General features: G+C 71.9%; 17 protein-coding genes. 3 read left to right on the top strand and 14 right to left on the bottom strand.

Annotation, left to right across the window (positions count from 1 at the left end):
* Positions 1 to 162: 162 nt before the first annotated feature.
* The gene (locus L3078_RS42425; RefSeq protein WP_239759628.1) at positions 163 to 1,185 is read right to left on the bottom strand and encodes a sulfotransferase; all 1,023 of its coding nucleotides are present in this window, start codon (positions 1,183 to 1,185) and stop codon (positions 163 to 165) included.
* A gap of 119 nt (positions 1,186 to 1,304) precedes the next feature.
* Between L3078_RS42425 and L3078_RS42420 the strand changes: the two genes are divergently transcribed.
* On the top strand, positions 1,305 to 1,598 hold the full coding sequence (locus L3078_RS42420) for a hypothetical protein (protein WP_239759627.1): 294 nt from the start codon (positions 1,305 to 1,307) through the stop codon (positions 1,596 to 1,598).
* A 3-nt stretch (positions 1,599 to 1,601) separates the two neighbouring features.
* On the opposite strand, the gene L3078_RS42415 is transcribed toward L3078_RS42420, so the two are convergent.
* Complete coding sequence (locus tag L3078_RS42415) at positions 1,602 to 4,820, bottom strand: glycosyl hydrolase family 95 catalytic domain-containing protein (RefSeq protein WP_239759626.1); 3,219 nt, start codon at positions 4,818 to 4,820, stop codon at positions 1,602 to 1,604.
* 221 nt (positions 4,821 to 5,041) lie between these two features.
* Between L3078_RS42415 and L3078_RS42410 the strand changes: the two genes are divergently transcribed.
* Complete coding sequence (locus L3078_RS42410; protein ID WP_239759625.1) at positions 5,042 to 5,857, top strand: SAM-dependent methyltransferase; 816 nt, start codon at positions 5,042 to 5,044, stop codon at positions 5,855 to 5,857.
* Here the strand turns inward: L3078_RS42410 and L3078_RS42405 are convergent.
* The 8 genes from L3078_RS42405 to L3078_RS42370 all read right to left on the bottom strand — a co-directional run bounded on the left by L3078_RS42405 (position 5,814) and on the right by L3078_RS42370 (position 16,258).
* Complete coding sequence (locus L3078_RS42405) at positions 5,814 to 7,628, bottom strand: ABC transporter permease subunit (RefSeq protein ID WP_239759624.1); 1,815 nt, start codon at positions 7,626 to 7,628, stop codon at positions 5,814 to 5,816. The two genes, L3078_RS42410 and L3078_RS42405, sit on opposite strands and share 44 nt — an antisense overlap.
* A 6-nt stretch (positions 7,629 to 7,634) precedes the next feature.
* Positions 7,635 to 9,158: an ABC transporter substrate-binding protein gene (locus L3078_RS42400; protein WP_239759623.1), complete on the bottom strand. Its 1,524-nt coding sequence runs from the start codon at positions 9,156 to 9,158 to the stop codon at positions 7,635 to 7,637.
* A 150-nt stretch (positions 9,159 to 9,308) separates the two neighbouring features.
* On the bottom strand, positions 9,309 to 10,691 hold the full coding sequence (locus L3078_RS42395; RefSeq protein WP_239759622.1) for an L-serine ammonia-lyase: 1,383 nt from the start codon (positions 10,689 to 10,691) through the stop codon (positions 9,309 to 9,311).
* A 69-nt stretch (positions 10,692 to 10,760) separates the two neighbouring features.
* Positions 10,761 to 12,017, bottom strand: coding sequence for a serine hydroxymethyltransferase (gene glyA / locus L3078_RS42390; RefSeq protein ID WP_239759621.1), 1,257 nt, complete (start codon positions 12,015 to 12,017; stop codon positions 10,761 to 10,763).
* Between the two features lie 64 nt (positions 12,018 to 12,081).
* Positions 12,082 to 13,263, bottom strand: a complete 1,182-nt coding sequence (locus L3078_RS42385) for an NAD(P)/FAD-dependent oxidoreductase (RefSeq protein ID WP_239759620.1) — start codon at positions 13,261 to 13,263, stop codon at positions 12,082 to 12,084.
* 105 nt (positions 13,264 to 13,368) lie between these two features.
* Entirely contained in the window at positions 13,369 to 14,502 is a 1,134-nt protein-coding gene (locus L3078_RS42380) for an aromatic ring-hydroxylating oxygenase subunit alpha (RefSeq protein WP_239759619.1), read from the bottom strand.
* A 41-nt stretch (positions 14,503 to 14,543) separates the two neighbouring features.
* Entirely contained in the window at positions 14,544 to 15,176 is a 633-nt protein-coding gene (locus tag L3078_RS42375; protein ID WP_239759618.1) for an MBL fold metallo-hydrolase, read from the bottom strand.
* The gene (locus L3078_RS42370; protein WP_239759617.1) at positions 15,173 to 16,258 is read right to left on the bottom strand and encodes an S-(hydroxymethyl)mycothiol dehydrogenase; all 1,086 of its coding nucleotides are present in this window, start codon (positions 16,256 to 16,258) and stop codon (positions 15,173 to 15,175) included. The genes L3078_RS42375 and L3078_RS42370 overlap by 4 nt, the downstream gene beginning before the upstream one ends.
* 140 nt (positions 16,259 to 16,398) lie before the next feature.
* On the opposite strand from L3078_RS42370, the gene L3078_RS42365 reads away from it, so the two are divergent.
* Positions 16,399 to 17,196 (top strand): IclR family transcriptional regulator, encoded by a 798-nt coding sequence (locus L3078_RS42365; protein WP_239759616.1) that lies wholly within the window; start codon positions 16,399 to 16,401, stop codon positions 17,194 to 17,196.
* A 176-nt stretch (positions 17,197 to 17,372) separates the two neighbouring features.
* Here the strand turns inward: L3078_RS42365 and L3078_RS42360 are convergent, their stop codons facing one another.
* The 4 genes from L3078_RS42360 to L3078_RS42345 are packed head-to-tail and all read right to left on the bottom strand — an operon-like array spanning position 17,373 to position 23,357.
* A complete protein-coding gene (locus tag L3078_RS42360; RefSeq protein WP_239759615.1) occupies positions 17,373 to 17,975 on the bottom strand; it encodes a sarcosine oxidase subunit gamma in 603 nt (200 codons plus the stop codon).
* On the bottom strand, positions 17,968 to 21,255 hold the full coding sequence (locus tag L3078_RS42355; protein ID WP_239759614.1) for a sarcosine oxidase subunit alpha family protein: 3,288 nt from the start codon (positions 21,253 to 21,255) through the stop codon (positions 17,968 to 17,970). Before L3078_RS42355 ends, L3078_RS42360 begins: the two co-directional genes overlap by 8 nt.
* Before the next feature lie 12 nt (positions 21,256 to 21,267).
* Positions 21,268 to 22,500 carry a sarcosine oxidase subunit beta family protein gene (locus L3078_RS42350; protein ID WP_239759613.1) on the bottom strand — a complete coding sequence of 411 codons (1,233 nt, stop codon included), beginning with the start codon at positions 22,498 to 22,500 and terminating at the stop codon, positions 21,268 to 21,270.
* Entirely contained in the window at positions 22,497 to 23,357 is an 861-nt protein-coding gene (locus L3078_RS42345; RefSeq protein ID WP_239759612.1) for a bifunctional methylenetetrahydrofolate dehydrogenase/methenyltetrahydrofolate cyclohydrolase, read from the bottom strand. Before L3078_RS42345 ends, L3078_RS42350 begins: the two co-directional genes overlap by 4 nt.
* Positions 23,358 to 23,367 lie beyond the last annotated feature (10 nt).

Raw genomic sequence — 23,367 nt, 5'->3', positions numbered from 1 at the left:
GTTTCTCGATACGGAAACGCTACGTTGCGTTCATAGGTTCGGCAACGTAGTTATTGCGCGATATAGCTATAGGGGCAGGTCAACTGCGTGATTTCGTTGCAACGAGCAGGCTATCAACGCAACACATCGCGCCAGCGCGTTGCAATCGACAGCGGGTGAACGCTATGACACCAAGGCGCGGGTTCCCGGGGCACAGGCGTCGCGCAGGGCCGCGCGTTCGGTGGCGGGCAGGGTGGCGGCGGAGCCTCGTCGGCCGTGGTCGAGCAGGGCCGATCCGGCGTGCAGCCACTGGGGGTCGGGGGCCACGCCGATGAACCGGGCCAGGCGGGTCAGCTCTTCGGCGGGGTGGTCCAGGAGGCCCTCGTAGGAGAGGGTGGCGCGCCGGTCTTCGGGGAGCAGGCGGAGGAACTCCGTTCCCTCGGTGACGAGTTCGGACCACAGAGTGCCGAAGGTCCGCAGGGGGATGGGACGGTCGCGTACGAGGGAGGGGTCGAAGCGGTCGTCGAGCAGGGGTGCCAGGTCGGGGGGCAACGCGCGGACGTGATCGGGGGTCAGATCGGCGAGGCTGTCGACACCGGAGCGGGTCCTGATCTCACGGAGCAGGCAGATCGTGCGGTACCCGGGGTGGCGGCTCATGGACAGGGCGCAGTCCGGGCCGTCGCGGAACATGTGCACGAACCTGGCCTCGGGGAAGGTCGCCCGCAGCCCCGGTGCCCAGCCGGTCGAGTAGCCGGAGCGCTCGACGACGGCGGTGCGTCCGAACCGGGCGCAGAGCAGACCGAACAGGGCCCGGTGGTGCTCGGCGGCGGGGCGTTCCGGCCACCGGACCACGGTCGCGCCGAGTTCGTCGAGGAGCGCGTCCGGGTCGTCGGTGAGGTGGGGCAGCACCATCAGGGAGAGCGCGGGGATGCCCGACGTGGACGCCGCGTACCGGCCGGGGACTCGGGTGTGGAGGAACTCCGGCAGCGGCAGCCCGCTGCGGGTCATGCGCTCGAAATGCGGCGCGGGCCGGGAGAGCGTCTGCCAGAACTCCCCGCCGCTCACCTGCCCCGTGGGGAAGGAGGCGTCACCCACCGAGGCCATGTACTCGTTCAGGCTCAGTACGTCGGGGTGGGCGTTGAGGATGCGCGAGAGCGCGGTCGAGCCGCTGCGCCCCGTGCCGTAGACGAACGTCAGAGAACGCATGATCCCTTTCCCGGGGTGGAGTCCGCCCCCTGCGGGCGCACCCGCGGGTTCAGAGGTGACCGGGGAAGGGTCCCACGCCCAGGAGTTGGGGGCATGCCCAGGCCCTTATGATCTTGGGCATGACTGTGCAGAACGTTGACAGAACCCTCTCCCGTAAACAGCGGCTTCAGGAGAAGCAGCGCCGCCAGTTGTCGGTCGTCGACACCGTGGACAAGGCGGAGGGCAAGGTCCGCAAGGCGGAGGCCGAGCTCGCCGTGGCCGTCACCGAGGCGGTGCAGGTGTTCGGTGACGAGCAGTCGGCGTCCGAGGCGCTCGACATGTCGGTCGAGGCGATCCGGCGTTTTCTGCACATGGCGCGGAGCGAGGCGGACGACACCGACACCCCGGTCGATGCCGCCGCCAAGCCCGCGTGACCGTCAGGGCCTGCGCGGTCTCACCCTGAGGTCGGTGCCGTTCACCCGGACGGTGACCTTGTTCCGGTTCCGCGCCCGGTCGCCCACGATCTCGTACGACGTGACCTTCCCGTCGCGCCACTCGCAGCTCACCTCGTAGCCGCCGCGGGCGCGCAGGCCGGTGAAGGAGCCCTTGGCCTTCCAGGCGTCGGGCAGGGCGGGCAGCAGGTGGATGCTTCCGTCGTGGCTCTGCAGGAGCATCTCCGCGACGGCTCCGGAGATGCCGAAGTTGCCGTCCATCTGGAAGGGCGGGTGGTTGCAGAACAGGTTGGGCAGCGTGTTGTAGGTCAACAGTCCGCGCAGCATGATCCGGGCGCGGTGCCCGTCGCCGAGGCGGGCGAAGAGGGCCGCACGCCAGGGCCAGGTCCAGGAGCGGCGGCTGTCGCCCGACACCGTCGCGGCGGTGAACGGGACGCCTTCCTTCTCGCCGCATCGGGCCTTGAGGGAGACGAGGGCGGCGGCGGCGAAGTCGGGCGTCTTCGGGGTGATCTGGCGACCGGGGTAGACCGCGAAGAGGTGTGAGGTGTGGCGGTGGATGTCGGTGGGGCTGTCGATGTCCTCCTGCCACTCCTGCAGTTGGCCCCACTTGCCGATCTTGTTCGGCGCCAGACGGGCCTGCATGTCCGCTACCTTGTCCCGGTAGGCGGGGTCCGCGTCGAGGACCGCCTCGCAGTCGAGGTAGTTCTGGAACAGGTCCCAGATGATCTGCTGGTCGTACATGACGCCGTCCTCGCGGGGCCCGTGCTCCGGGGACCAGCCGTTCGGCGCGACGAGGAGGCCGTCCGCGCGTTCTTTGAGGTGGTCCTCCCAGAACTGGCAGATCTCCTTGATCATCGGGTGGGCGAGGTCGCGCAGATATGTCAGGTCCTGGGTGAACGCCCAGTGTTCGTAGAGGTGTTGGGCGTACCAGGCGCTGGCGACGGTGTTCCACTCCCAGGCGTTGCCGCCGAAGATGCTCTGGCTGGTGCGGGCGGTCCAGCCGCGGGTGTCCGCGCCGAAGGCGTTGCGGGTGGCGACCCGGCTGGGCACCGCGACCTGCTCGATGAACCCGACGAGTGCCTCGTGGCACTCGGGCAGGTTCGTCGTCTCCGCGCCCCAGTAGTTCATCTGGATGTTGATGTTGGTGTGGTAGTCGGCGGCCCAGGCAGGCTGGTTGCTGTCGTTCCACAGGCCCTGGAGGTTGGCGGGCAGGCCCTTCGGGCGGGAGGAACTGATCAGCAGGTAGCGGCCGTAGTCGAACATCGTCTGTTCGAGGGTCGGGTCCTCCCCGCCCGCCGCGTAGCGGGCCAGCCGGGCGTCGGTCGGCAGCGCGACGACGGCGTCCTCGGAGGTGCCCCAGTCGACCGAGACCCGGTTCATCAGGGCGCGCGTGTCGGTGGTGTGCCGTTTGCGCAGTGCGGTGTAGGAGCGGGCGGCGGCCTTGTCGAGCGCCCGGTCGATCGCCGCCTGCGGATCGGCTCCGCGCCACCCGGCGGCTGCGTCGAGCCGGTAGTCGGTGCGGGCGTCCAGGAGCAGCGTCAGCGTCGTGCATCCGCTGAACCGGAGCACCGACCCGTCGGCGGTGAAGTCTCCGTCGGTGTGCACGGCACGGACGGTGCACGCGTGCTTGAGGCCGTTGCCCATGACACCGCTGAAGGCGATCCGCCGTGCGCGGGCGTCCACGGTCGTCGGGGCCTGTTCCTGACCGGAGGTCAGTGAGATCGCCCCCGAGAGCCCTTCGGCCGCCTCCGTCGTGTACCGGAAGACCATGACGTCGGCGGCGCGGCTTGCGAAGGCCTCCCGGACGACGCGCTGCCCCGGTGCGCCGAAGCGGGTGACGTGGACGCCGTCCACGAAGTCGAGGGCGCGCCGGTAGTCGACGACCACGGGCCGGGTGCGCGTGTCGAAGTCCTCGTTCGCCAGGGCGATCTCGGCGATCTGGCAGCCGTCGGCGGCGGAGTCGGGGGTCAGGGTGAGCCGGTAGACGCGGTAGGCGGTGGTGTTGGTGAACCGGAAGGTGCGGGTCTCGCCCCGGTCGGCGAACGGCGTGCCGTACCGCCGGGTGTCGAGGGTCGTCCAGGTGCTGCCGTCCTTCGACGCCTCCAGCGTCCACTGCCGGGGGTCCTCCCGCGGGCGGTTCGGGGCCGCGGTCAGGGTGTACGAGGTGAGGGCGACGGCGCGGGGCAGGTCGGCCTGCCAGACCAGCTCGGGTGAGGTGCCCGTGACCCGCCAGACGGTGGCCGGGTCCCGGTCCACCGAACGGGAGACGTCCGTGGACCGGGCGCCGGAGGCAGGGCCTGCGTCCTGGGACGACCCGCCGGAGCGTCCGCCCGGCGACGACACGTACACCGCCCCGGACGCGCCGAGGTCGACGCCCGTCAGGCCGATCTCGGCGACCTGGAAGTGGCTGACGCCCGCCTTGGGGACGAAGTCGAACCGGTAGAAGCGGTAGGCCGCCGGGTCCGCGCAGTCGAACCGCTTGGTCTGGAAGCGGCTCTCGAAGGGCGCCGCGAGGGTGCGGCTGTCCAGCACGGTCCAGGCCTCGCCGTCGGTGGAACCGGAGAGCGTCCACTCCTGCGGGTCGCGTTGCGGCACGTCGTTGGCGCTCGTCAGACGGTACGAGGCGACCTCCACGGGAGCGGGCAGCTCGACCTGCCACCGCACCTTCGCGCCGGGCCGGTCGATGCACCACTTGGTGCCCGTCTCGCCGTCGTGGGACTTGTCGACCCCCTCCGACGGTGAGCTGTTGTACGGTCCGCCCGGCGCCGTGACCCTGGCCCTGGGCGCGGCGGCGAAGGTGACCGTGAGGTCGCCGAAGTCCCGGTACGAGCCGAAGCCGTTCATGCCGGTGTCGAAGTCGCTGTCCGGCTTTCCGGCGAGGGCGTTGTCGTAGTCGTTCAGCCCGCCCCACAGGCTCTGTTCGTTGAACTGGATGCGCTCCTCGTGGGGATCGGCGAAGAGCATGGCGCCGAGCCTGCCGTTGCCGATCGGCAGGGCCTGCGCCTCCCAGTTCGTGGCGGGGACGGTGTAGCGCAGGGCGTCACGCGACAGGGTCGGCCACCGGACGGCCTCCGAGGCTCGGCTCCCGGCGGCCGGCTGTGCCGTGGCGGTGGTGCCCGTCAGCCCGGTGGCCAGAGGTGCGAAGGCGAGTGCCCCACCGAACTTGAGGAGGCTTCGTCTCTGCGGCTGAGCTTCATCGATCACTGTGAGATCTCCCGGCCATTCATCGGCTCTTTCACGGCAGTTGCGCAGCCACATCGACCTCGGTCGGGGCCGCGATCATCGTTGCCGGTAAATACATCGGATGTCTAGGGGTGTGCACGAACACCAGCCGAAGGGCGGCGGCACAATGACGCCATGTCACGCCACACGGGCCCCAACTGCCCACCGTCATCGGATCCTTGGGCGTGCCAGGAGAGGACCACGTGAGCGAGAACCAGGCCGCCGACACCGCACGCGAACTCCCGGACACCACGACCGCGCACAACGCCCGCGTCTGGAATTACTGGCAGGGCGGCACGGACAACTACGAGGTCGACCGGCAGGTCGGGGACCACGTCGCCGGACTGATCCCCGTCATCCGCCACATCGCCTCCGCCGACCGGCGGTTCCTCGTCCGCGCGGTGCGCCATCTGGCCGAGGAGCGGGGCATACGCCAGTTCCTCGACATCGGCACGGGGCTGCCCGCACTGGAGAACACCCACGAGATCGCCCAGCGCGTCGCACCCTCGTCGAGGATCGTGTACGTCGACAACGACCCCATCGTGCTCGCGTACGCCCGCACCCGGCTGACCAGCACCGAGGAAGGCGCCGCGGCCTACATCGACGCCGACGCCCATGACCCGGACACGATCCTGCGCGTCGCCGGGGAGACCCTCGACTTCGGCGAGCCCGTCGCGCTGATGCTGCTCGGCATCCTCAACTTCGTCCTCGACGACGCCGAGGCCCGCGCCATGTGCCACCGGCTCCTCGAACCGCTCGCCCCCGGCAGCTTCCTCGTGCTGACGCACCCCACCACCGAGCCGGAGTTCGGCGGCGAACTCCAGCTGGAAGCCATGGAGTTCTGGAACGCGCACGCCAAGCCACCGGTCACCGCGCGCGGCGGCGCGGAGGTCGCCCGGTACTTCGACGGCCTCACCCTCCTGGAGCCGGGCCTCGTCCCGTGCTCGCTGTGGCGTCCCGACCCCGGTGACGAGCCTACGGTCGTACCGCAGTTGGGGGCGGTGGCGCGGAAGCCGTGACCCCGGCCGCGCCCCGGGGCCGGCCGCGGCTCCAGGTCGTGGTGGAGATGGAGAGGACCGAGAGGAGGACGAGGGCGGCGGACGGGCCCATGACGGTCCAGGGGGCCAGTTCCGCGTAGGGCTGGTTCTCCGAGAGGAGGCGGCCCCACTCGGGAGTGGGCGGCTGTTCGCCCAGGCCGAGGAAGCCGAGGGAGGCGAGGACGAGGACCGTGGTGGGCAGGCGGAGCAGGGCGTTGCGCACCAGGGCCGGCAGGACGGCGGGCAGCAGGTGGTGGCGGAGCAGGTAGGTGGGGCCCGCGCCGAAGGAGATCGACGCGAGGAGGTGGCCGCTGGCCCGTTCCTGTTCCAGCAGGGCGGCGGACTGGGCGGCGTACGGTGTCCAGGCCACCACGCACACCGCGCACGCGGCGCCCCAGACCGACGGGCCGGTCACGGCGGTGGTGAGCAGTCCGGCGAGGACGGCCGGCATCGTCGAGACCACTTCGGTCAGGCCCGCCCCCAGCTGGGCGGTCGTGCCGATCACCAGGCCGACGACGGCACTGACCACCGTGACCGCGAGCGCCACACCGACCGTACGGAGGGCTCCGTGACCCAGCCGGGCCAGCAGGTCGCGGCCGAGCGAGTCGGTGCCGAGAGGGTGCGCGAGGGACGGGGACAGCAGCCTCGCCGTCGTCTCGACGTGCGACGGGTCCCGCAGGAGGCCGGCCACGACCACGGCGAGGAGGGTCGTGGCACAGAGTCCGACGATCCAGGGCAGCGAGCGTGAGCGCGGGAGCCTGGGCGGGTGCAGGGCGGGCAGGGCACCGTCCCGCAGGGCGGGACCGAGCAGGGCGTGCCGCAGGACCTGGATCAGGAGGCCGGCGCAGACGCCGAGCAGCACCAGGGTCAGGGTCGCCGTCTGGAGCGGCGGCATGTCCTGGGCGGTGGCCGCGTCCAGCGAGAGACGGCCGAGTCCCGGGATGTTGAAGATCTTCTCGACCGCGACCGCGCCGCCGACCAGGGCGACGACGGTCGGCAGGAGCTGCGGGAGCACACCGGCGAGGGCGGTGCGCAGTGCCGTGCGGGCGATGCGGCCGCCCGAGCAGCCGTAGGCGCGCCAGGTGCGTGCCCAGGGTTCGTTGAAGGCGGCGGGCAGGGCCTGGTCGAGCAGCCCGCCGATCATGGCGCCGGAGGGGATGCCGAGGGCGAGAGCGGGCAGCACCATCGATCGCGGTCCCTCCCAGCCCTGGGACGGGAACCAGCCCAGCCACACCCCGAAGACCGTCGCGAGCAACGAGGCGAGCAGGAACTTGGGCAGGGCGGCCGGCACGGCGGCCGCGGTGCCCGCCCGCTTGTGGCGCAGCCTTCGCCGGGATCCGAGGTGGAGGGTGCGGGCGCAGACCGCCGCGGCCACGGCGATCGTGACCACCAGGGCGCCGAGCATCAGCGTGACGGAGACCGCGAGGGCCGTCGTCACCTGGGGCAGTACCGGATCGCCCGACACCCAGGAGGTGCCCGCGTCCCCGTGCGCCAGTCCGCTCAGCCAGTGTCCGAGATGGGCGAACGGCCCCTCGTCCAGGCCCAGTTGCTCGCGTACGGCGGACAGCTGGGCCGGGGTGGGGTCCTGGTCGGCGGCGCGGGCGCGCAGCACGGTCAGGGCGGGGTCGACGCCGGACAGCCACGGCAGGAAGGCCACGGCCGTCAGGAGGGCCGTTCCGGCGGCGAGGCGGCCGGCGCCCGCCCGCCATCGCGTGGGCGGGCCGTGGACACCGGCCGTCGACGTGCTGCTCATCGGCGGCTACTTCAGCCGGGTGTCGACGTCGACCAGCGAACGCTCACGGGGGTCGAGGAGGACGCCCTCGACATCGGCGGAGATGCCCTGGACGACCTTCTCGTGGACCAGGGGCACGACGGCGTCGGTGCGCAGGATCTCCGCCTCGGCCCGCATGACCTTCTTCTGCCGCTCGGCCGTGTCGCCCTCCCCGGCGGCGGACGCGACGGCCCGGTCGACCGCGGCGTCCTTCAGGCCGGCGATGTTGTAGACGCCGTCGCCGGTGTAGTCGCTGGCGAGGTAGGCGACCGCGTCGCCGGTGTCGAGGAGCGTGACCCGGGAGAAGACGAGGGCGTCGTACTCGCCCGCGAGGAGGTCGGCCTCCATCTGGGTGTACTCGCGCACGTCCTGCTTCACCGTGAACCCGGCCTTCTCCAGCTGCTGTTGGAGGACGGTGGCGGCCTCGGGGAGTTCGGCGCGGTTGGTGTACGTGGCCAGGCGCAGGGTCCTGCCCTTCGTCTCGGCCTTCACCTGTGCGGTGGTCGCGGCCTTCGCCCGGCCGGTCACCTCGACCCGCCGGTCGGCGGCCCAGGGGACGGCCGGCCCGAACAGGCCCTGCGCGGGGTCGGCGTAGCCGTCGAAGACGGAGTCGACGAGGACCTCGCCGTCCACCGCCTCACGGGCGGCGGCGCGCAGACCGGCGTCGGTGAACAGGCCGCTGCCGGTGTTGAGGACGAGGCTGTCGGTGCGCACGGAGGGCACTTCGTGCCGGGTGTTCTCGTCGAGGAGCTTGGCCTGGGCGGTGGGGATCCACTCGGCTATGTCGACGTCGCCGCCGCGCAGGGCGTTGGCGCGGGCGGTGCCGTCGGCGATCCAGGTGACGTCGATCCCGGACGCCTTGGCCTTGCCGCCCCAGTACCCGTCGTAACGGCTGAGCGCGGCCTTCGTCTTGCCGGTGAGCCGGGTGATCTCGAAGGGGCCGGTGCCGGTGCCGACGGGGCTGACGGTGCCGTCGTCGGCGTACGCCTTCTCGGCGAGGATGCCGAGGGCGGGGCTGGCCAGCCGCAGCGGGAGGACCGGGTCGGCGGTCTTGGTGGTGATGGTGACGGTGTCGGCGTCGTCGGCCTCGGCGGTGAGCGACACGTCGCTCAGTACGCGGGGCTTGGTCTCGGCCTCGTTCGCGTGGTCGAGGGCGTTGACGACCGACTCGGCGGTGACGTCGGTGCCGTCCTGGAACGTGGCCTCGCGCAACTCGAAGACCCAGGTCGTGTCGTTCTCGCGGGTCCAGGACTTGGCCAGGGCGGGGGCGGCGGCACCGTTCCGGTCCAGGGCGGTGAGGCCTTCGGCGACGGAGAGCTTGCTGAGCACGGTGGCGTCGTTGCTGTACGGCGACAGAGCCTGCACCGGCGGCACGGCGAGCGCTATCCGCAGGCGGCCCCCGCCTCCGGACCCGCCGCTCGCGCCGGCCCCCTCCTCGCCTCCGGCGAAGCAACCGGCCAGCAGCGGGGTGAGGGTGAGGGCTGCCAGGAGGCGGCGGGGGGTGGTGCGCATGGTGGTCCTGTCTTGCGGAGGGCGGAACGATCAAAATATAAGGCAAGCCTTACCAACCCATCGCCGCGGGGGTGGGCGAAGAGGTGAACTCCCCACGCCGACCGCGTGAAGACTCGCGGGGCGCCTTCCCGCGTTCTCACCCGAGGCCGCTCAGCACTCGATGACGTTGACGGCGAGGCCGCCGCGGGCGGTCTCCTTGTACTTGACCTTCATGTCGGCGCCGGTCTCCTTCATGGTCTTGATGACCTTGTCGAGGGAGACGTGGTGCCGGCCGTCGCCGCGCAGCGCCATGCGCGCGGCGGTGACGGCCTTCACCGCGGCCATGCCGTTGCGTTCGATGCAGGGGATCTGGACGAGGCCGCCGACGGGGTCGCAGGTGAGGCCGAGGTTGTGTTCCATGCCGATCTCGGCGGCGTTCTCGACCTGTTCGGGGCTGCCGCCGAGGACCTCGGCGAGGCCCCCGGCGGCCATGGAGCAGGCGGAGCCGACCTCGCCCTGGCAGCCGACCTCGGCGCCGGAGATGGAGGCGTTCTCCTTGAAGAGCATGCCGATCGCGCCGGCGGCGAGCAGGAACCGCACGATGCCGTCGTCGTCGGCGCCCGGCACGAACTCCAGGAAGTAGTGGAGGACGGCGGGGATGATGCCGGCCGCGCCGTTCGTCGGCGCGGTGACCACGCGGCCCCCGGCGGCGTTCTCCTCGTTCACGGCCATCGCGTACAGCGTGATCCACTCCATCGCGCGGGCCAACGGGTCGCCCTCGCTGCGCAGGGCGCGCGCGGCCGCCGCTGCCCGGCGACGGACCTTCAGACCGCCGGGGAGGATGCCCTCACGGCCCAGACCGCGCGCGATACACGCCTCCATGACGTGCCAGATCTCCAGCAGGCCCGCGCGTATCTCCTCCTCGGTGCGCCATGCCTTCTCGTTCTCCAGCATCAGCGCGGAGATCGACAGGCCGGTCTCCCGGGTGAGCCGCAGCAGTTCGTCGCCGGTGCTGAACGGGTGGGGCAGCACGGTGTCGTCGAGCTTGATGCGGTCCGCTCCGGCGGCTTCCTCGTCGACCACGAAACCGCCGCCGACGGAGTAGTACGTCTTCTCCAACAGCGGCGCCCCGTCGGCGTCGTACGCGACGAGGATCATGCCGTTGGCGTGGTACGGCAGTGAGCGCCTGCGGTGCAGGACCAGATCGGTCGCGGTGTCGAACCCGATCTCGTGGGCGGGGCCGATCTCGGCGCCCAGGAGATGGAGTCGCCCGGTGGCGCGGATCCGCTCGACGTCCAGGTCGGCCCGGCCGACGTCGACGGTGTGCGGCTCGTTGCCCTCCAGGCCGAGCAGGACCGCCTTGGGTGTGCCGTGGCCGTGCCCGGTGGCGCCGAGGGAGCCGAACAACTCCGCCCGTACGGCGGCGGTCTGGGCCAGCGCCCCGTCCTGCTTCAGCCGCCTGACGAACATCCCGGCGGCGCGCATCGGGCCCACGGTGTGGGAGCTGGACGGGCCGATGCCGATGGAGAACAGGTCGAAGACGCTGATTGCCACGCCACGCTCCGTGGAGTCGGAGGGGACGTACCGGTCGGTGACGGCACGCCCCCTGCGGGAGGTTGTCGGTCACAGACCGGGGTAGAGCGGGTGCTTGTCGGCGAGTGCCTTGACCCGGGTCTTGAGGGCCTCGGCGTCGTAGGCCGGCTTGAGGGCCTCGGCGATGACGTCGGCGACCTCGGTGAAGTCCTCGGCGGTGAAGCCGCGGGTGGCCAGGGCCGGCGTGCCGATGCGCAGGCCGGAGGTGACCATCGGCGGGCGCGGGTCGTTGGGGACGGCGTTGCGGTTGACGGTGATGCCGACCTCGTGCAGGCGGTCCTCGGCCTGCTGCCCGTCCAGTTCGGAGTCGCGCAGGTCGACGAGGATGAGGTGCACGTCGGTGCCGCCGGACAGGACGTCGACGCCGGCCTCACGGGCATCCGGGGCCGTCAGGCGCTCCGCCAGGATCCGCGCGCCCTCGACCGTGCGCCGCTGGCGCTCCTTGAACTCCTCGCTCGCCGCGACCTTGAAGGACACCGCCTTCGCCGCGATGACGTGCTCCAGCGGACCGCCCTGGAAGCCCGGGAACACCGACGAGTTGAGCTTCTTCGCGAACTCCTTCTTCGCCAGGATGATGCCGCCGCGCGGCCCGCCGAGGGTCTTGTGGGTGGTGGAGGTGACCACGTCGGCGTACGGCACGGGGTTCGGGTGCAGCCCGGCCGCGACCAGACCCGCGAAGTGCGCCATGTCGACCCACAGGTGGGCGCCGACCTCGTCGGCGATCCGGCGGAACTCCGCGAAGTCCAGCTGACGCGGGTACGCCGACCAACCGGCGATGATCACCTTGGGGTTGTGGGCCTTGGCCAGCTGTTCGACCTCGTCCATGTCGACGAGACCCGAGTCGTCCACGTGGTAGGGCACGACGTGGAACTGCTTGCCCGAGAAGTTGATCTTCATGCCGTGGGTGAGGTGCCCGCCGTGCGCCAGGTCCAGACCCAGGATGGTGTCGCCCGGCTGGGCCAGCGCGAAGAGCGCGGCCTGGTTGGCGGAGGCGCCGGAGTGCGGCTGCACGTTGGCGTACTCGGCGCCGAACAGGTCCTTCACCCGGTCGATGGCGATCTGCTCGGCGACGTCGACGTGCTCGCAGCCGCCGTAGTAGCGGCGGCCCGGGTAGCCCTCGGCGTACTTGTTGGTGAGGACCGAGCCCTGCGCCTCCAGAACCGCGACGGGGGCGAAGTTCTCGGACGCGATCATCTCCAGGGTGGACTGCTGGCGGTGCAGCTCGGCGTCGACGGCGGCGGCGACCTCGGGGTCCAGGTCGTGCAGCGACTGGTTGAAGAGGGTCATCAGCGGTCTCCTGTGCGGGTTCCGGAGGGAGGAGGTGAGGGCGGGACGCTCCCGGGCGGGGCGCTCAGGACACGGCGGCCGCGGCGACGGGGACGAGCGTGCGGCGGAGTCGGTTGAAGAACTTCGGCTGGTTGAGGGAGAGCACCGCCACGGGGTCGCCCCCGTACCGGTAGACGGCCGTGAAGGTACGGCTGTCGAGATCGCCCTCGACGACCTCGGGCTCGGCGCCCGGGACGACGTACCCGGCGAGCTGGATGCGGGTGCGGTACTGGTCGGACCAGAAGTACGGGGCGGTGAGCGGGGCGGGCGCGGACACGCCGGTCAGCAGGGTGCGGGCGGCGGTCTTCGCCTGCTCGGTGGCGTTGCTCCAGTGTTCGACGCGGGCGTGCCGTCCGGTGAACGGGTGGGGGCAGCGGGCCACGTCGCCGACGGCCACGACGCCGGGGACGGTGGTCGCGCAGCCGGCGTCGCACACCACGCCGTCGTCCACCAGCACCCCGGAGCCGGCGAGCCAGTCGGTGTTGGGCCGTACACCCACGCCGACCACGACGACGTCGGCGGGCAGCACCCGTCCGTCCGCCAGCCGTACGCCGGTGACCCGGTCCTCGCCGAGGAGTTCGGCGACGCCGGTGCCGCACAGCAGGGCGACGCCGTGATCGGTGTGCAGGGAGGAGCAGACCAGGCCCATCTCGCGGCCGAGTTGGCGCTCCAGCGGCACCTCGGCCGCCTCGACGACGGTGACGTGCAGCCCGAGCCGGTGGGCCGTGGAGGCCACCTCGGCGCCGATGAAGCCGGCGCCGATGACGACGAGCCTGGGCAGGCCGGTCAGCAGTTCGGACCGCAGGGCGAGGGCGTCGTCGAGGGTGCGCAGGGTGTGGACGCCGGCCAACCCGTCGGAGCCGGGGAGGGTGCGCGGGCTCGCGCCGGTGGCGACGACCACGCCGTGGGTGCGCACCTGACGGCCCCCGGTCAGGGTGACGGTCCGGGCGGTGGGGTCGAGGCGCACCGCCCGCTCGCCGAGCAGCCAGTGCACGTCCAGGTCGTCGTACTCGTCGGGGTCGCCGAGGGCGAGCGCGTCGGCGTCGACCTCGCCCTTGAGGAAGTCCTTGGACAGCGGCGGACGGTCGTATGGAGCGTGGCGCTCCTCCCCCACGACGACGATCTCGCCGTCGTAGCCCTCCGCGCGCAGCGCGCGGACCGTGCTCACGCCCGCCAGCGACGCTCCGACGACGGTGATGCTCCTCATGCGGGCTCCAGACGAGAGGATGTCGCACATGACACAACAACGGGCGCCATGCGCAACATGGTTTCGGTGGAATCGGGGGGTGTCAAGGGGCGGAACGGGGCGGGGTCAGCGCGTGGGTCCGACGTCGAGCTTGTTCTGCAGCCAGGTGTGGAACTCGCCGATGTGGTGCTCGCTGGGCACCAGGACCCCGCCCTTGGCGTACGCCTTCGAGCTCATCGCCGGCTGGGTGCGCTCGCAGGCGTCGAAGTCCTGCTGGTTGACCCGGTGGAAGAGCTCCACCGAACGCTCCACGTCCTTGCCGCTGTCGACGACGTGCGGCAGGTACAGCCAGTCACACTCGACGATCGTGCGGTCTGCCGCCATCGGGTACATGCGGTGGAAGATCACGTGGTCGGGAACGAGGTTGATGAAGACCTGCGGCCGGACGGTGATCGCGTAATAGCGGCGGTCCTGGTCCTCGGCGACTCCCGGAATGCGGTCCAGGCCCTCAGAGCCGTCGACCGTGAACCCCTGGACCTCCTCGCCGAACTCCGCGCCGTGGCCCACGTAGTACTGGGCGGCGTACCCGTCCGCGAACTCCGGCAGCACCTCGGTGAGTTCGGGATGGATCGTGGCGCAGTGGTAGCACTCCATGAAGTTCTCGATGATCAGCTTCCAGTTCGCCTTCACGTCGTAGGTGATCCGGCGACCGACGGAGAGGCTGTCGATGTCGTAGCGCTCGATCGACTCCAGGTCGCCGAGCCGCTCGACGACCGCGCCCAGCACGTCGGCCTCGAAGGACGGCGGCTCGTCGGCCAGGCAGACCCAGACATAGCCGAGCCACTCCCGCACATGGACGTTGATCAGGCCGTACTCGGTCCGGTCGATGTCCGGCATCGAGGTCAGGTTGGGCGCGGCCACCAGCTTGCCGTCCAGGCCGTACGTCCAGGCGTGGTACGGGCATTGGAAGGCCCGCTTGACCTCGCCGGACTCCTCCAGGCAGAGCTTGGCCCCCCGGTGCCGGCAGATGTTGAGGAAGGCCCTGACCGAGCCGTCGCGGGAGCGGGAGACGAGGACGCTCTCGCGTCCGACCTGGTAGGTGCGGAAGGCACCGGGCTTCGCCAGTTCGGAGGCGCGGGCGACACAGAACCACATGGCCTCGAAGACCCGCTCCTGCTCCTGGGCGAAGACTCCGGGGTCCGTGTAGTACGCGCCGGACAGCGTGGGGATCAGGCTGGGCGGCAGGTTCGTGAGGGTCATCGAGTCACCTTCGGAGGAATCGGGAAGCGGTGGCGGGCGGTTCAGTGGCCGCGGGTGATCCAGTCGTCGAGGTGGGGCGCCTCGGCCCCGATCGTGGTGGTGTCGCCGTGCCCGGTGTGGACGGTGGTGTCGGCGGGGAGCGTCAGCAGCCGGTCCCGGATGGAGGCGACGATGGTGCCGAAGTCAGAGAAGGAGCGGCCGGTGGCCCCGGGGCCGCCCTGGAAGAGGGTGTCCCCGGAGAACAGGGCGTTCAGCGCGGGGGCGTGGAGGCAGACCGCGCCGGGCGAGTGGCCGGGGGTGTGCAGCACCGTCAGCTCGACGCCTGCGACGCGCAGGGTCTCGCCCGCGGCCAGTTCGCGGAAGTCGGGCGCCTCCTCGCCGTGCGCCATCTTCCACAGGACGGTGTCGGCGGGGTGGAGCATGATGGGCGCGCCGTGGCGGGCGGCCAGGGCCGGGGCGGCGTTGACGTGGTCGTTGTGGGCGTGGGTGCACACGACGGCGACCAGGCGACGGTCGCCGACGGCGGCCGCGATGGCGTCCGCGTCGTGCGCGGCGTCCACGACGAGGACCTCCTCGTCGTCGCCGATCAGCCAGACGTTGTTGTCGACGTCCCAGGTGCCGCCGTCCAGGGCGAAGGTGCCGGAGGTGACGAGGCGCTCGACGCGGGCGGTCACAGGACCACCACCGAACGCAGGACGTCGCCGTGGTGCATCTTGGCGAACGCGGCCTCGACGTCGTCCAGGCCGATGGTCTCGGTGACGAACTCGCCCAGGTCGAAACGGCCCTGGAGGTAGAGGTCGATCAGGGCGGGGAAGTCGCGGGAGGGCAGGCAGTCGCCGTACCAGGAGGACTTCAGCGCGCCGCCGCGGCCGAAGACGTCGAGCAGGGGCAGTTCGAGCTTCAGCTCGGGCGTGGGGACACCCACCAGGACGGCCGTGCCGGCCAGGTCGCGTGCGTAGAAGGCCTGCTTGAAGGTCTCGGGGCGGCCGACGGCGTCCACGACCACGTCGGCGCCGAAGCCGCCGGTGAGTTCGCGGATCGCCTCGACGGCGTCCGTCTTCGAGGAGTCGACGGTGTCGGTGGCGCCGAACCGCTCGGCCCACTTCAGCTTCCGCTCGTCGACGTCGACGGCGATGATGCGGCCGGCTCCGGCGACCTTGGCGCCCGCGATCGCGGCCATGCCCACGCCGCCGCAGCCGATCACGGCGATGGAGTCACCGCGTCCCACGCCACCGGTGTTGACGGCGGCACCGAACCCGGCCATCACACCGCAGCCGAGGAGCCCGGCGGCGGCCGGTGAGGCCATGGGGTCCACCTTGGTGCACTGTCCTGCGGCGACCAGGGTCTTCTCGGCGAAGGCGCCGATGCCGAGGGCCGGGGAGAGCGGGGTGCCGTCGGCCAGGGTCATCGGCTGGACGGCGTTGTGCGTGGCGAAGCAGTACCAGGGCCTGCCCCTGCGACAGGCACGGCAGGTGCCGCAGACGGCACGCCAGTTGAGGACGACGAAGTCGCCGGGGGCGACGTCGGTGACGCCCTCGCCGACCGACTCCACCACGCCCGCCGCCTCGTGGCCGAGCAGGAACGGGAACTCGTCGTTGATCCCGCCCTCCCGGTAGTGCAGGTCGGTGTGGCAGACGCCGCAGGCCTGCACCCGTACCAGCGCCTCACCGGGGCCGGGGTCCGGCACCAGGACGGTCTCCACCGAGACCGGGGCGCCCTTCTTGCGGGCGACGACGGCGCGTACCTCGTGTGTCACGGTCGATCTCCTCGTCGAGGAAGGAAGGATCGTTGAGTTTCATATAGCGCAACTGCATTCGCTATGAGCAACGACGACCAAACTGTCTCCTCGCGGACACCCACTGTCAAGAGGTTGGCCGGGCCGACTATGGTTTCGCCATGAGCAACTACGCGGCAGAGGGCGCAACGACGGGTTCCGCGGTGAACGGTGTGCAGTCCGTCGACCGTGCCGTCAGCGTGCTGGAGATCCTCGCCCAGCGCGGCGAGGCCGGTGTCAGTGAGGTCGCCGCCGAGATCGACGTCCACAAGTCGACCGCCTTCCGGCTGCTCGGGGCGCTGGAGGCACGCGGGCTGGTCGAGCAGACGGCCGAGCGGGGCAAGTACCGGCTCGGCTTCGGCATCGTGCGGCTCGCCGGCGCCGTCACGGGCCGGCTCGACATCACCCAGCAGGGCCGGCAGGTGTGCGAACGGCTCAGCGAGGAGATCGGCGAGACCGTCAACATCGCCGTGCTCCAGGAGCACTACGCGGTCAACCTCCACCAGGTGCGCGGTCCGGGCGCGGTCGGCACCCACAACTGGGTCGGCCAGCTCACCCCCCTGCACGCCACGTCCAGCGGCAAGATCCTGCTGGCCCACCTCCCGGAGCGGCAGCGGACCGAGGTGCTGGAGGCGTCCGGACTGCGCCGGCTGACGCCGCACACGCTGACGACCAGGACGAAGCTGGAGAAGGACCTCGACACGACGCGCGAACGCGGGTACGCGGTCACGCTGGAGGAGTTGGAGATCGGCCTGCACGCCATGGCGGCCCCGATCCGCTCCCGCGAGGGCGAGGTCATCGCCGCGCTCAGCGCCTCCGGCCCGGCCTACCGCTTCACCGAGGACCGCGTCCGCGAACTCGTGCCCGTCCTGACGCGGGGCGCCGAGGAGATCAGCCGCAGGATGGGGTATCTGGGCTGACCAATGTCCGGGCTAACCAACGTCCGGGCTGACCCTTGTCCGGGCTGACCGCCGCGGACAGTCCGGTGGCGGCGACCGCGCCGGGGCGCGCCGACTCCACGACGGCCGCGCCCTGCTCCAGCAGGGCGCGGCCGTGTGCTCGACTTTCGACGCGGTGACGGGTACTGGCCCGTCTCTCAGACGTACTCCGTCGCCGCGTCGAGCAGCCAGTCGGCCAGATAGCCGGCGAACGACGAGCGGACCAGGACCCAGAAGCCCGCGCTGGGCTCTTCCCGTGCGACCAGGACGACCTGGGTGCGGGCCAGGGTGGTCTGGGCGCAGCGCCCGGGGCCGAAGGCCCTCGGGTGCAGGTCCAGCGCGCAGCCGTGGGCCAGCAGGTCGCGGGCGGCGGCGCCCGCGACGAGGACCGTGGTGCGCTGCGCGGAGACGTCGGTCACGGAGACCGGCTCCTCGCCGGCGGCCTCCCGGATCCGGCTCTCCAGCTCGCGCTCGCCGCCCGGCGGCCCCACGAGCAGCCACTCGTCGGGGCCGAGCCACAGCGCGGTCAACTCCCCCGCGCGGGCGACGGTGTTGGGCTCCAGCGGCAGCGGGAGGCCCAGCGCGAGGCCGACGGCGTCGGCGGCCGCCTCCTTGGCGTCGAGGCGTACGTCGAGCTGGGTGAGGAAGGGGAGTTCGGCCAGCCGGAGCCTGCCCCCGGAGGTGCGGGTGGCGGCGGCCAGCCGGTCGGCGGCCCCGGCGAGCGGGCTGCGGGGCCGGGAGGTCGGGGCGGTGTCAGCCATCGCGGCGGGCTCCCTCGGGGTCGTAGAGGACGGGGCTCGCGACGGTCACGGGGACCAGTCGGTCGCCCACGGGGGCGTACAGCCGCTCGCCGACGCGGTCCCGGCCGCCCTTGACCAGGGCGAGCGCGAAGGTCCGGCCGAGGGCGGCGCTGCGGTAGCTGGAGGTGACGTGACCGAGCATCGGGACGGGCGGGGCCGGCAGCACGCTGTCGGCGACCAGGTGGGTGCCCTCGGGGAGGAAGGTGCCCGGGTCCTCGGGGAGGAGGCCGACCAGGTGCTTGCGGTCGGGCCGGACGGCGTCGGGGCGGGTGTGGGACCGCTTGCCGATGAAGTCCGACTTCTTCTTCGAGACGACCCAGCTCATCCCGAGGTCCTGCGGGGTGACGGTGCCGTCGGTGTCCTGGCCGATGATCGGGTAGCCCTTCTCGGCGCGCAGGACGTGCATGGTCTCGGTGCCGTACGGGGTGATGCCGTACGGGGCGCCGGCCTCGTACAGCGCCTCCCAGAGGGTCAGTGCCTCCCACGGCGAGACGTTGATCTCGTAGGCGAGTTCACCGGAGAAGCTGATCCGGCAGACCCGGGCCTCGATGCCCGCGACGGTGGTCTCGCGCCAGGCCATGAACGGGAAGTCCTCGTTGGCGACGGCGAGTCCGGGGGCGAGGGAGCCGAGGACCTCACGGGACTTCGGGCCGACCAGGGCGACGGTGGCCCACTGTTCGGTCACGGAGGTGCAGTGGACCTTCAGCTCGGGCCACTCCGTCTGGAGCCACTCCTCCATCCAGTCGAGCACGGTGGCGGCGTTGCCGGTCGTCGTGGTGACCAGGAACCGGTCGCGGTCGACCCGGATGACCGTGCCGTCGTCGAAGACCATGCCGTCCGGGCGGCACATGACGCCGTAGCGGATCATGCCGACCTTCAGGGTGCTCATCATGTTGGTGTAGAGCAGGTCGAGGAAGACCCCGGCGTCCGGGCCCTGGACGTCGATCTTGCCGAGGGTGGAGGCGTCCATGAAGCCCACGCCCTCACGGGTGGCGGCGCACTCGCGCAGCACGGCGGTCTCCATGTCCTCGCCGTCCCTCGGGTAGTACCAGGGGCGCTTCCACTGGCCGACGTTCTCGAACAGCGCGCCGTGCCCGACGTGCCAGTCGTGCAGGGCGGTCGTCCGGACCGGGTCGCTGAGCACGCCCCGGTCGCGGCCCGCGAGGGCGGCGAAGGAGACCGGGGTGTACGGCGGGCGGAAGGTGGTCGTGCCGAGGGAGGAGACGTCCACACCGAGGAGTTCGGCGACGACCCCGCTGGCCAGCACGCCGGAGGTCTTGCCCTGGTCGTTGGCCGTGCCGGCGGTGGTGTACCGCTTGGTGTGCTCCACCGAGCGCAGGCCGGCGCCGGTCGCGCGGGCCAGGTCGGCCACCGTGACGTCGCGTTGGAGGTCGACGAAGCGGGGGGCGTCCGAGTCGCCCGGGACGACGTAGACGTGCATCGGCGGTGTGCCGGCGGGCTGCGGGGCGATCGCGGGGAGGCGGGGCGCCTCGGCCGTGTAGCCCTCGGCCTCGATCGCGCGGGCACCGGCGGCGGCGCCCTGGGCGAGGACGCCGGCGGTGTCGAAGAGGCCGCTCGCGGCGCCCACGACCTCGACGGCCTGGCGGCAGGTGTCGGGCACGAAGGAGCCCAGCGCCTCGTCGTGGCGGAGCTTGCCGCCGGCCTGGCTGAACAGGTGCGCCACCGGGTTCCAGCCGCCGGAGACCAGCAGCAGGTCGACGGCGAACTCCCGCTGCCCGCCGGGCTCGCCGTACGGGGCGACGGTCACGGCGGTGAGGCGGGGCTCGCCCTCGGTGCCGGTGACGGCGTGTCCGGCCAGGACCTCGATGCCCGCGGCCCTGGCGCGCTCGGCCCACTCCCCCGGTTCGGGGCGGGTGTCGACGATCGCCGTGATGTCCAGGCCCGCCGAGGCGAGGTCCAGGGCGGCCGCGTAGGCGCTGTCGTTGGTGGTGAGGACGACCGCGCGGCGGCCGGGCAGGGCACCGTGGCGGTTGACGTGGGTGCGGGCCGAGGAGGCCAGCATCACGCCGGGGCGGTCGTTGTCCGCGAAGGCGAGGGAGCGTTCGTGGGCGCCGGTCGCGAGGACGACGCGGCGGGCGCGGATGCGCCAGACGCGTTCCCGGGAGACGTGGTCGGGGGCCGCGCCGCCGAGGTGGTTGGTGCGGCGCTCGACGGCGAGGAGGTGGTTGTCGTCGTAGTAGCCGAAGACGGTGGTGCTGTGCAGGACGCGGACCTCGGGGGCGGCGTCGAGCGCGGCGGCCGTCTCGCCCACCCAGTCGAGGTGTTCGGCGGTGCCGAGGAGGCTGCCGCCGGGTTCCGGCTGGTCGTCGGCGAGGATGACGCGGGCGCCGCTGTGCGCCGCCGCGGCGGCGGCCGCGAGGCCGGCCGGGCCCGCGCCCACGACCAGGAGGTCGCAGTGGGTGTGTACGGCGTCGTAGCGGGCGGGGTCGGGTTCTGTGGCGAGGCGGCCCTGGCCGGGGAGGCTGGTGGCGACCAGGCCGTCGTAGAGCTCGACGGTGGTTGCGGGGAGCATCGGCTCGGGGAAGGGTGCCTCGATCTGGATGATCGCGTTGGGCTCTTCGACGCCGGCGGAGAAGATGCCTCGGGGGCGGCCGAGTTTGATGCTGGTGCCGGCTTCGATGACGCCGTTGGCGAGGAGGGCGGAGGCGAGGGTGTCGCCTCGGTGGCCCTGGTACTCGGTGCCGTCGAAGGTGAAGGTGAGGGGGGTGTCGCGGTCGATGCGGCCTCGGGTGGGGTGCCGGAACGGTTGGGTCGGCTCGCCCCCGCCGCCCCTACCCGTCCCATCCTCAAGGGGCTGCGCCCCTGCGACCCCGCTTCCGGGGGCTGCGCCCCCGGGCCCCCCTTCGGCCTGAACGGCCTCGTCCTCGAACGCCGGACGGGCTGGTGATGCCGGACGCGGCTGGGACGTGACCGGGCTCGGCTGGGCCGTGACCGGCCTCGGCTCCGGGGTGGCCGGGCGGGGCTCCCCCGCGCGGTACACCGACAGGATCTCGTTCGTGGACGTGTCGCGGATCGCGTTGAACCAGCGGCGGCAGCCCGCCGCGTGGCTCCAGCGTTCGGCGAAGGGGCCCTTGGTGTTGTCGCGGAAGAAGAGGTAGCGGGCCCACTCCTCGTCGGTGAGGGCGGAGGGGGTCTCCGGGTAGGCCACGTGGGCCTGGCCGCCGTAGTGGAACTCGGCCTCGTCGCGGGGCCCGCACCACGGGCAGGTGATGAGCAGCATCTGTGGGGCTCCCTAGTGGGCCACCGCGGCCGCGCCGTGCTCGTCGACGAGCGCGCCGGTGGTGAAACGGTCGAGCGAGAAGGGGGCGTTGAGGGCGTGCGGGGTGTCGTGGGCGATGGTGTGGGCGTAGACCCAGCCGACGCCCGGGGTGGCCTTGAAGCCGCCCGTCCCCCAGCCGCAGTTGAGGTAGAGGTTGTCGACGGGGCTGAGCCCTACGATCGGCGAGGCGTCGGGGCTGACGTCGACGATGCCGCCCCAGGTGCGCAGGACGTGCGCGCGGGCGAAGATGGGGAAGAGCTCCAGGGCCGCGGCCATCTGCTCCTCGATGATGTGGAAGGCGCCGCGCTGGGTGTACGAGTTGTACGCGTCGATGCCCGCCCCCATCACCAGCTCGCCCTTGTGCGCCTGGCTGACGTACACATGGACGGCGTTGGACATCACGACCGTGGGGTGCACCGGTTCCAGGAGTTCGGAGACCAGGGCCTGCAACGGGTGGCTCTGGACGGGCAGTTGGATGCCCGCCATGGCGGCGAGGACCGAGGTGTGGCCCGCCGAGCAGAGCGCGACCTTGCCGGCCGCGATGCGGCCCCGGGTGGTGCGGACGCCGACGACGCGGTTGTCGACCACGTCGAGACCGGTGACCTCGCAGTTCTGGATGATGTCGATACCGGCCGCGTCGGCGGAGCGGGCCAGGCCCCAGGCCACGTGGTCGTGCTTGGCGATGCCCGCGCGCGGCTGGTAGGTGGCGCCCAGGACCGGGTAGCGCACGTCCTGGGAGATGTTGACGATGGGGCAGACGTCCTTGACGCCGTCGGCGTCGAGCCATTCCGCGTCCACGCCGTTGAGGCGGTTGGCCTCCACACGGCGCACGCTGTCGCGGACGTCCTGGAGGCTGTGCGCGAGGTTCAGCACCCCGCGCTGGGAGAAGAGGATCGGGTAGTCGAGCTCCTCCTCCAGGCCCTCCCAGAGCTTGAGCGCGTGCTCGTAGATGCCGGCGCTCTCGTCCCACAGGTAGTTCGAGCGGATGATCGTGGTGTTGCGGGCCATGTTGCCGCCGCCGAGCCAGCCCTTCTCCAGCACGGCGACGTTGGTGATGCCGTGGTTCCGGGCCAGGTAGTGGGCGGTGGCCAGGCCGTGTCCGCCGCCGCCGACGATCACCACGTCGTACGACTTCTTCGGCTCGGGGTCGCGCCACAGCCATGCGGGGTGCTCGGGCAGGTCGGCACCGGGGGTGCGGGGGCTCATCGGACGTCTCCGTTCCGCTCGGCGGCCTCGACGACGTTGGCCAGCAACATCGCGCGGGTCATGGGGCCCACTCCGCCGGGCATCGGCGCGATCCAGCCGGCGACCTGGGCGGCGTCCGGGTGGATGTCGCCGACCAGGCCCTGGTCGGTGCGGGTGATGCCGACGTCCAGGACGGCCGCGCCGGGGCGCAGCATGTCCTTGGTGATCAGGCCGGGTGAGCCGGCCGCCGCGATGACGATGTCGGCCTCGCGGGTGTGCCAGGCAAGGCCCTGGGTGCCGGTGTGGCACAGGGTCACGGTGGCGTTCTCGGAGCGGCGGGTGAGCAGCAGGCCGATGGGACGGCCGACCGTGATGCCCCGCCCCACCACGCAAACCCGGGCGCCGGCGAGCGGCACCTCGTGGCGGCGCAGGAGTTCGACGATGCCGCGGGGGGTGCAGGGCAGGGGGGCGTCGACGCCGAGGGTGAGCCGGCCGAGGTTGACGGGGTGCAGGCCGTCGGCGTCCTTGGCCGGGTCCATGCGTTCCAGTACGGCGTTCGCGTCGAGGTGGCGCGGCAGGGGGAGCTGGACGATGTAGCCGGTGCAGGCGGGGTCGGCGTTCAGCTCGTCGATGACGTCCTCGACCTGCTGCTGGGTGGCGTCGGCGGGCAGGTCGCGGCGGATGGAGGCGATGCCGACCTGGGCGCAGTCGCGGTGCTTGCCGGCGACGTAGGCGTGGCTGCCTGGGTCCTCGCCGACCAGGACGGTGCCGAGGCCGGGCGGGCGGCCGTCGGTGGCGGTCAACTTGGCCACGCGCTCCGTGAGTTCGCGGCGGATGTCGGCGGCGGTCGCCTTGCCGTCGAGCAGTGTTGCGTTCACCGGCGGCGTT

Origin of the sequence: Streptomyces deccanensis (assembly GCF_022385335.1) — a bacterium.
In the GTDB taxonomy this organism is placed as follows: Bacteria; Actinomycetota; Actinomycetes; order Streptomycetales; family Streptomycetaceae; genus Streptomyces; species Streptomyces deccanensis.
Note: the sequence above shows the minus strand (reverse complement) of the source record. Positions and strands in the feature narration are given on the sequence as shown.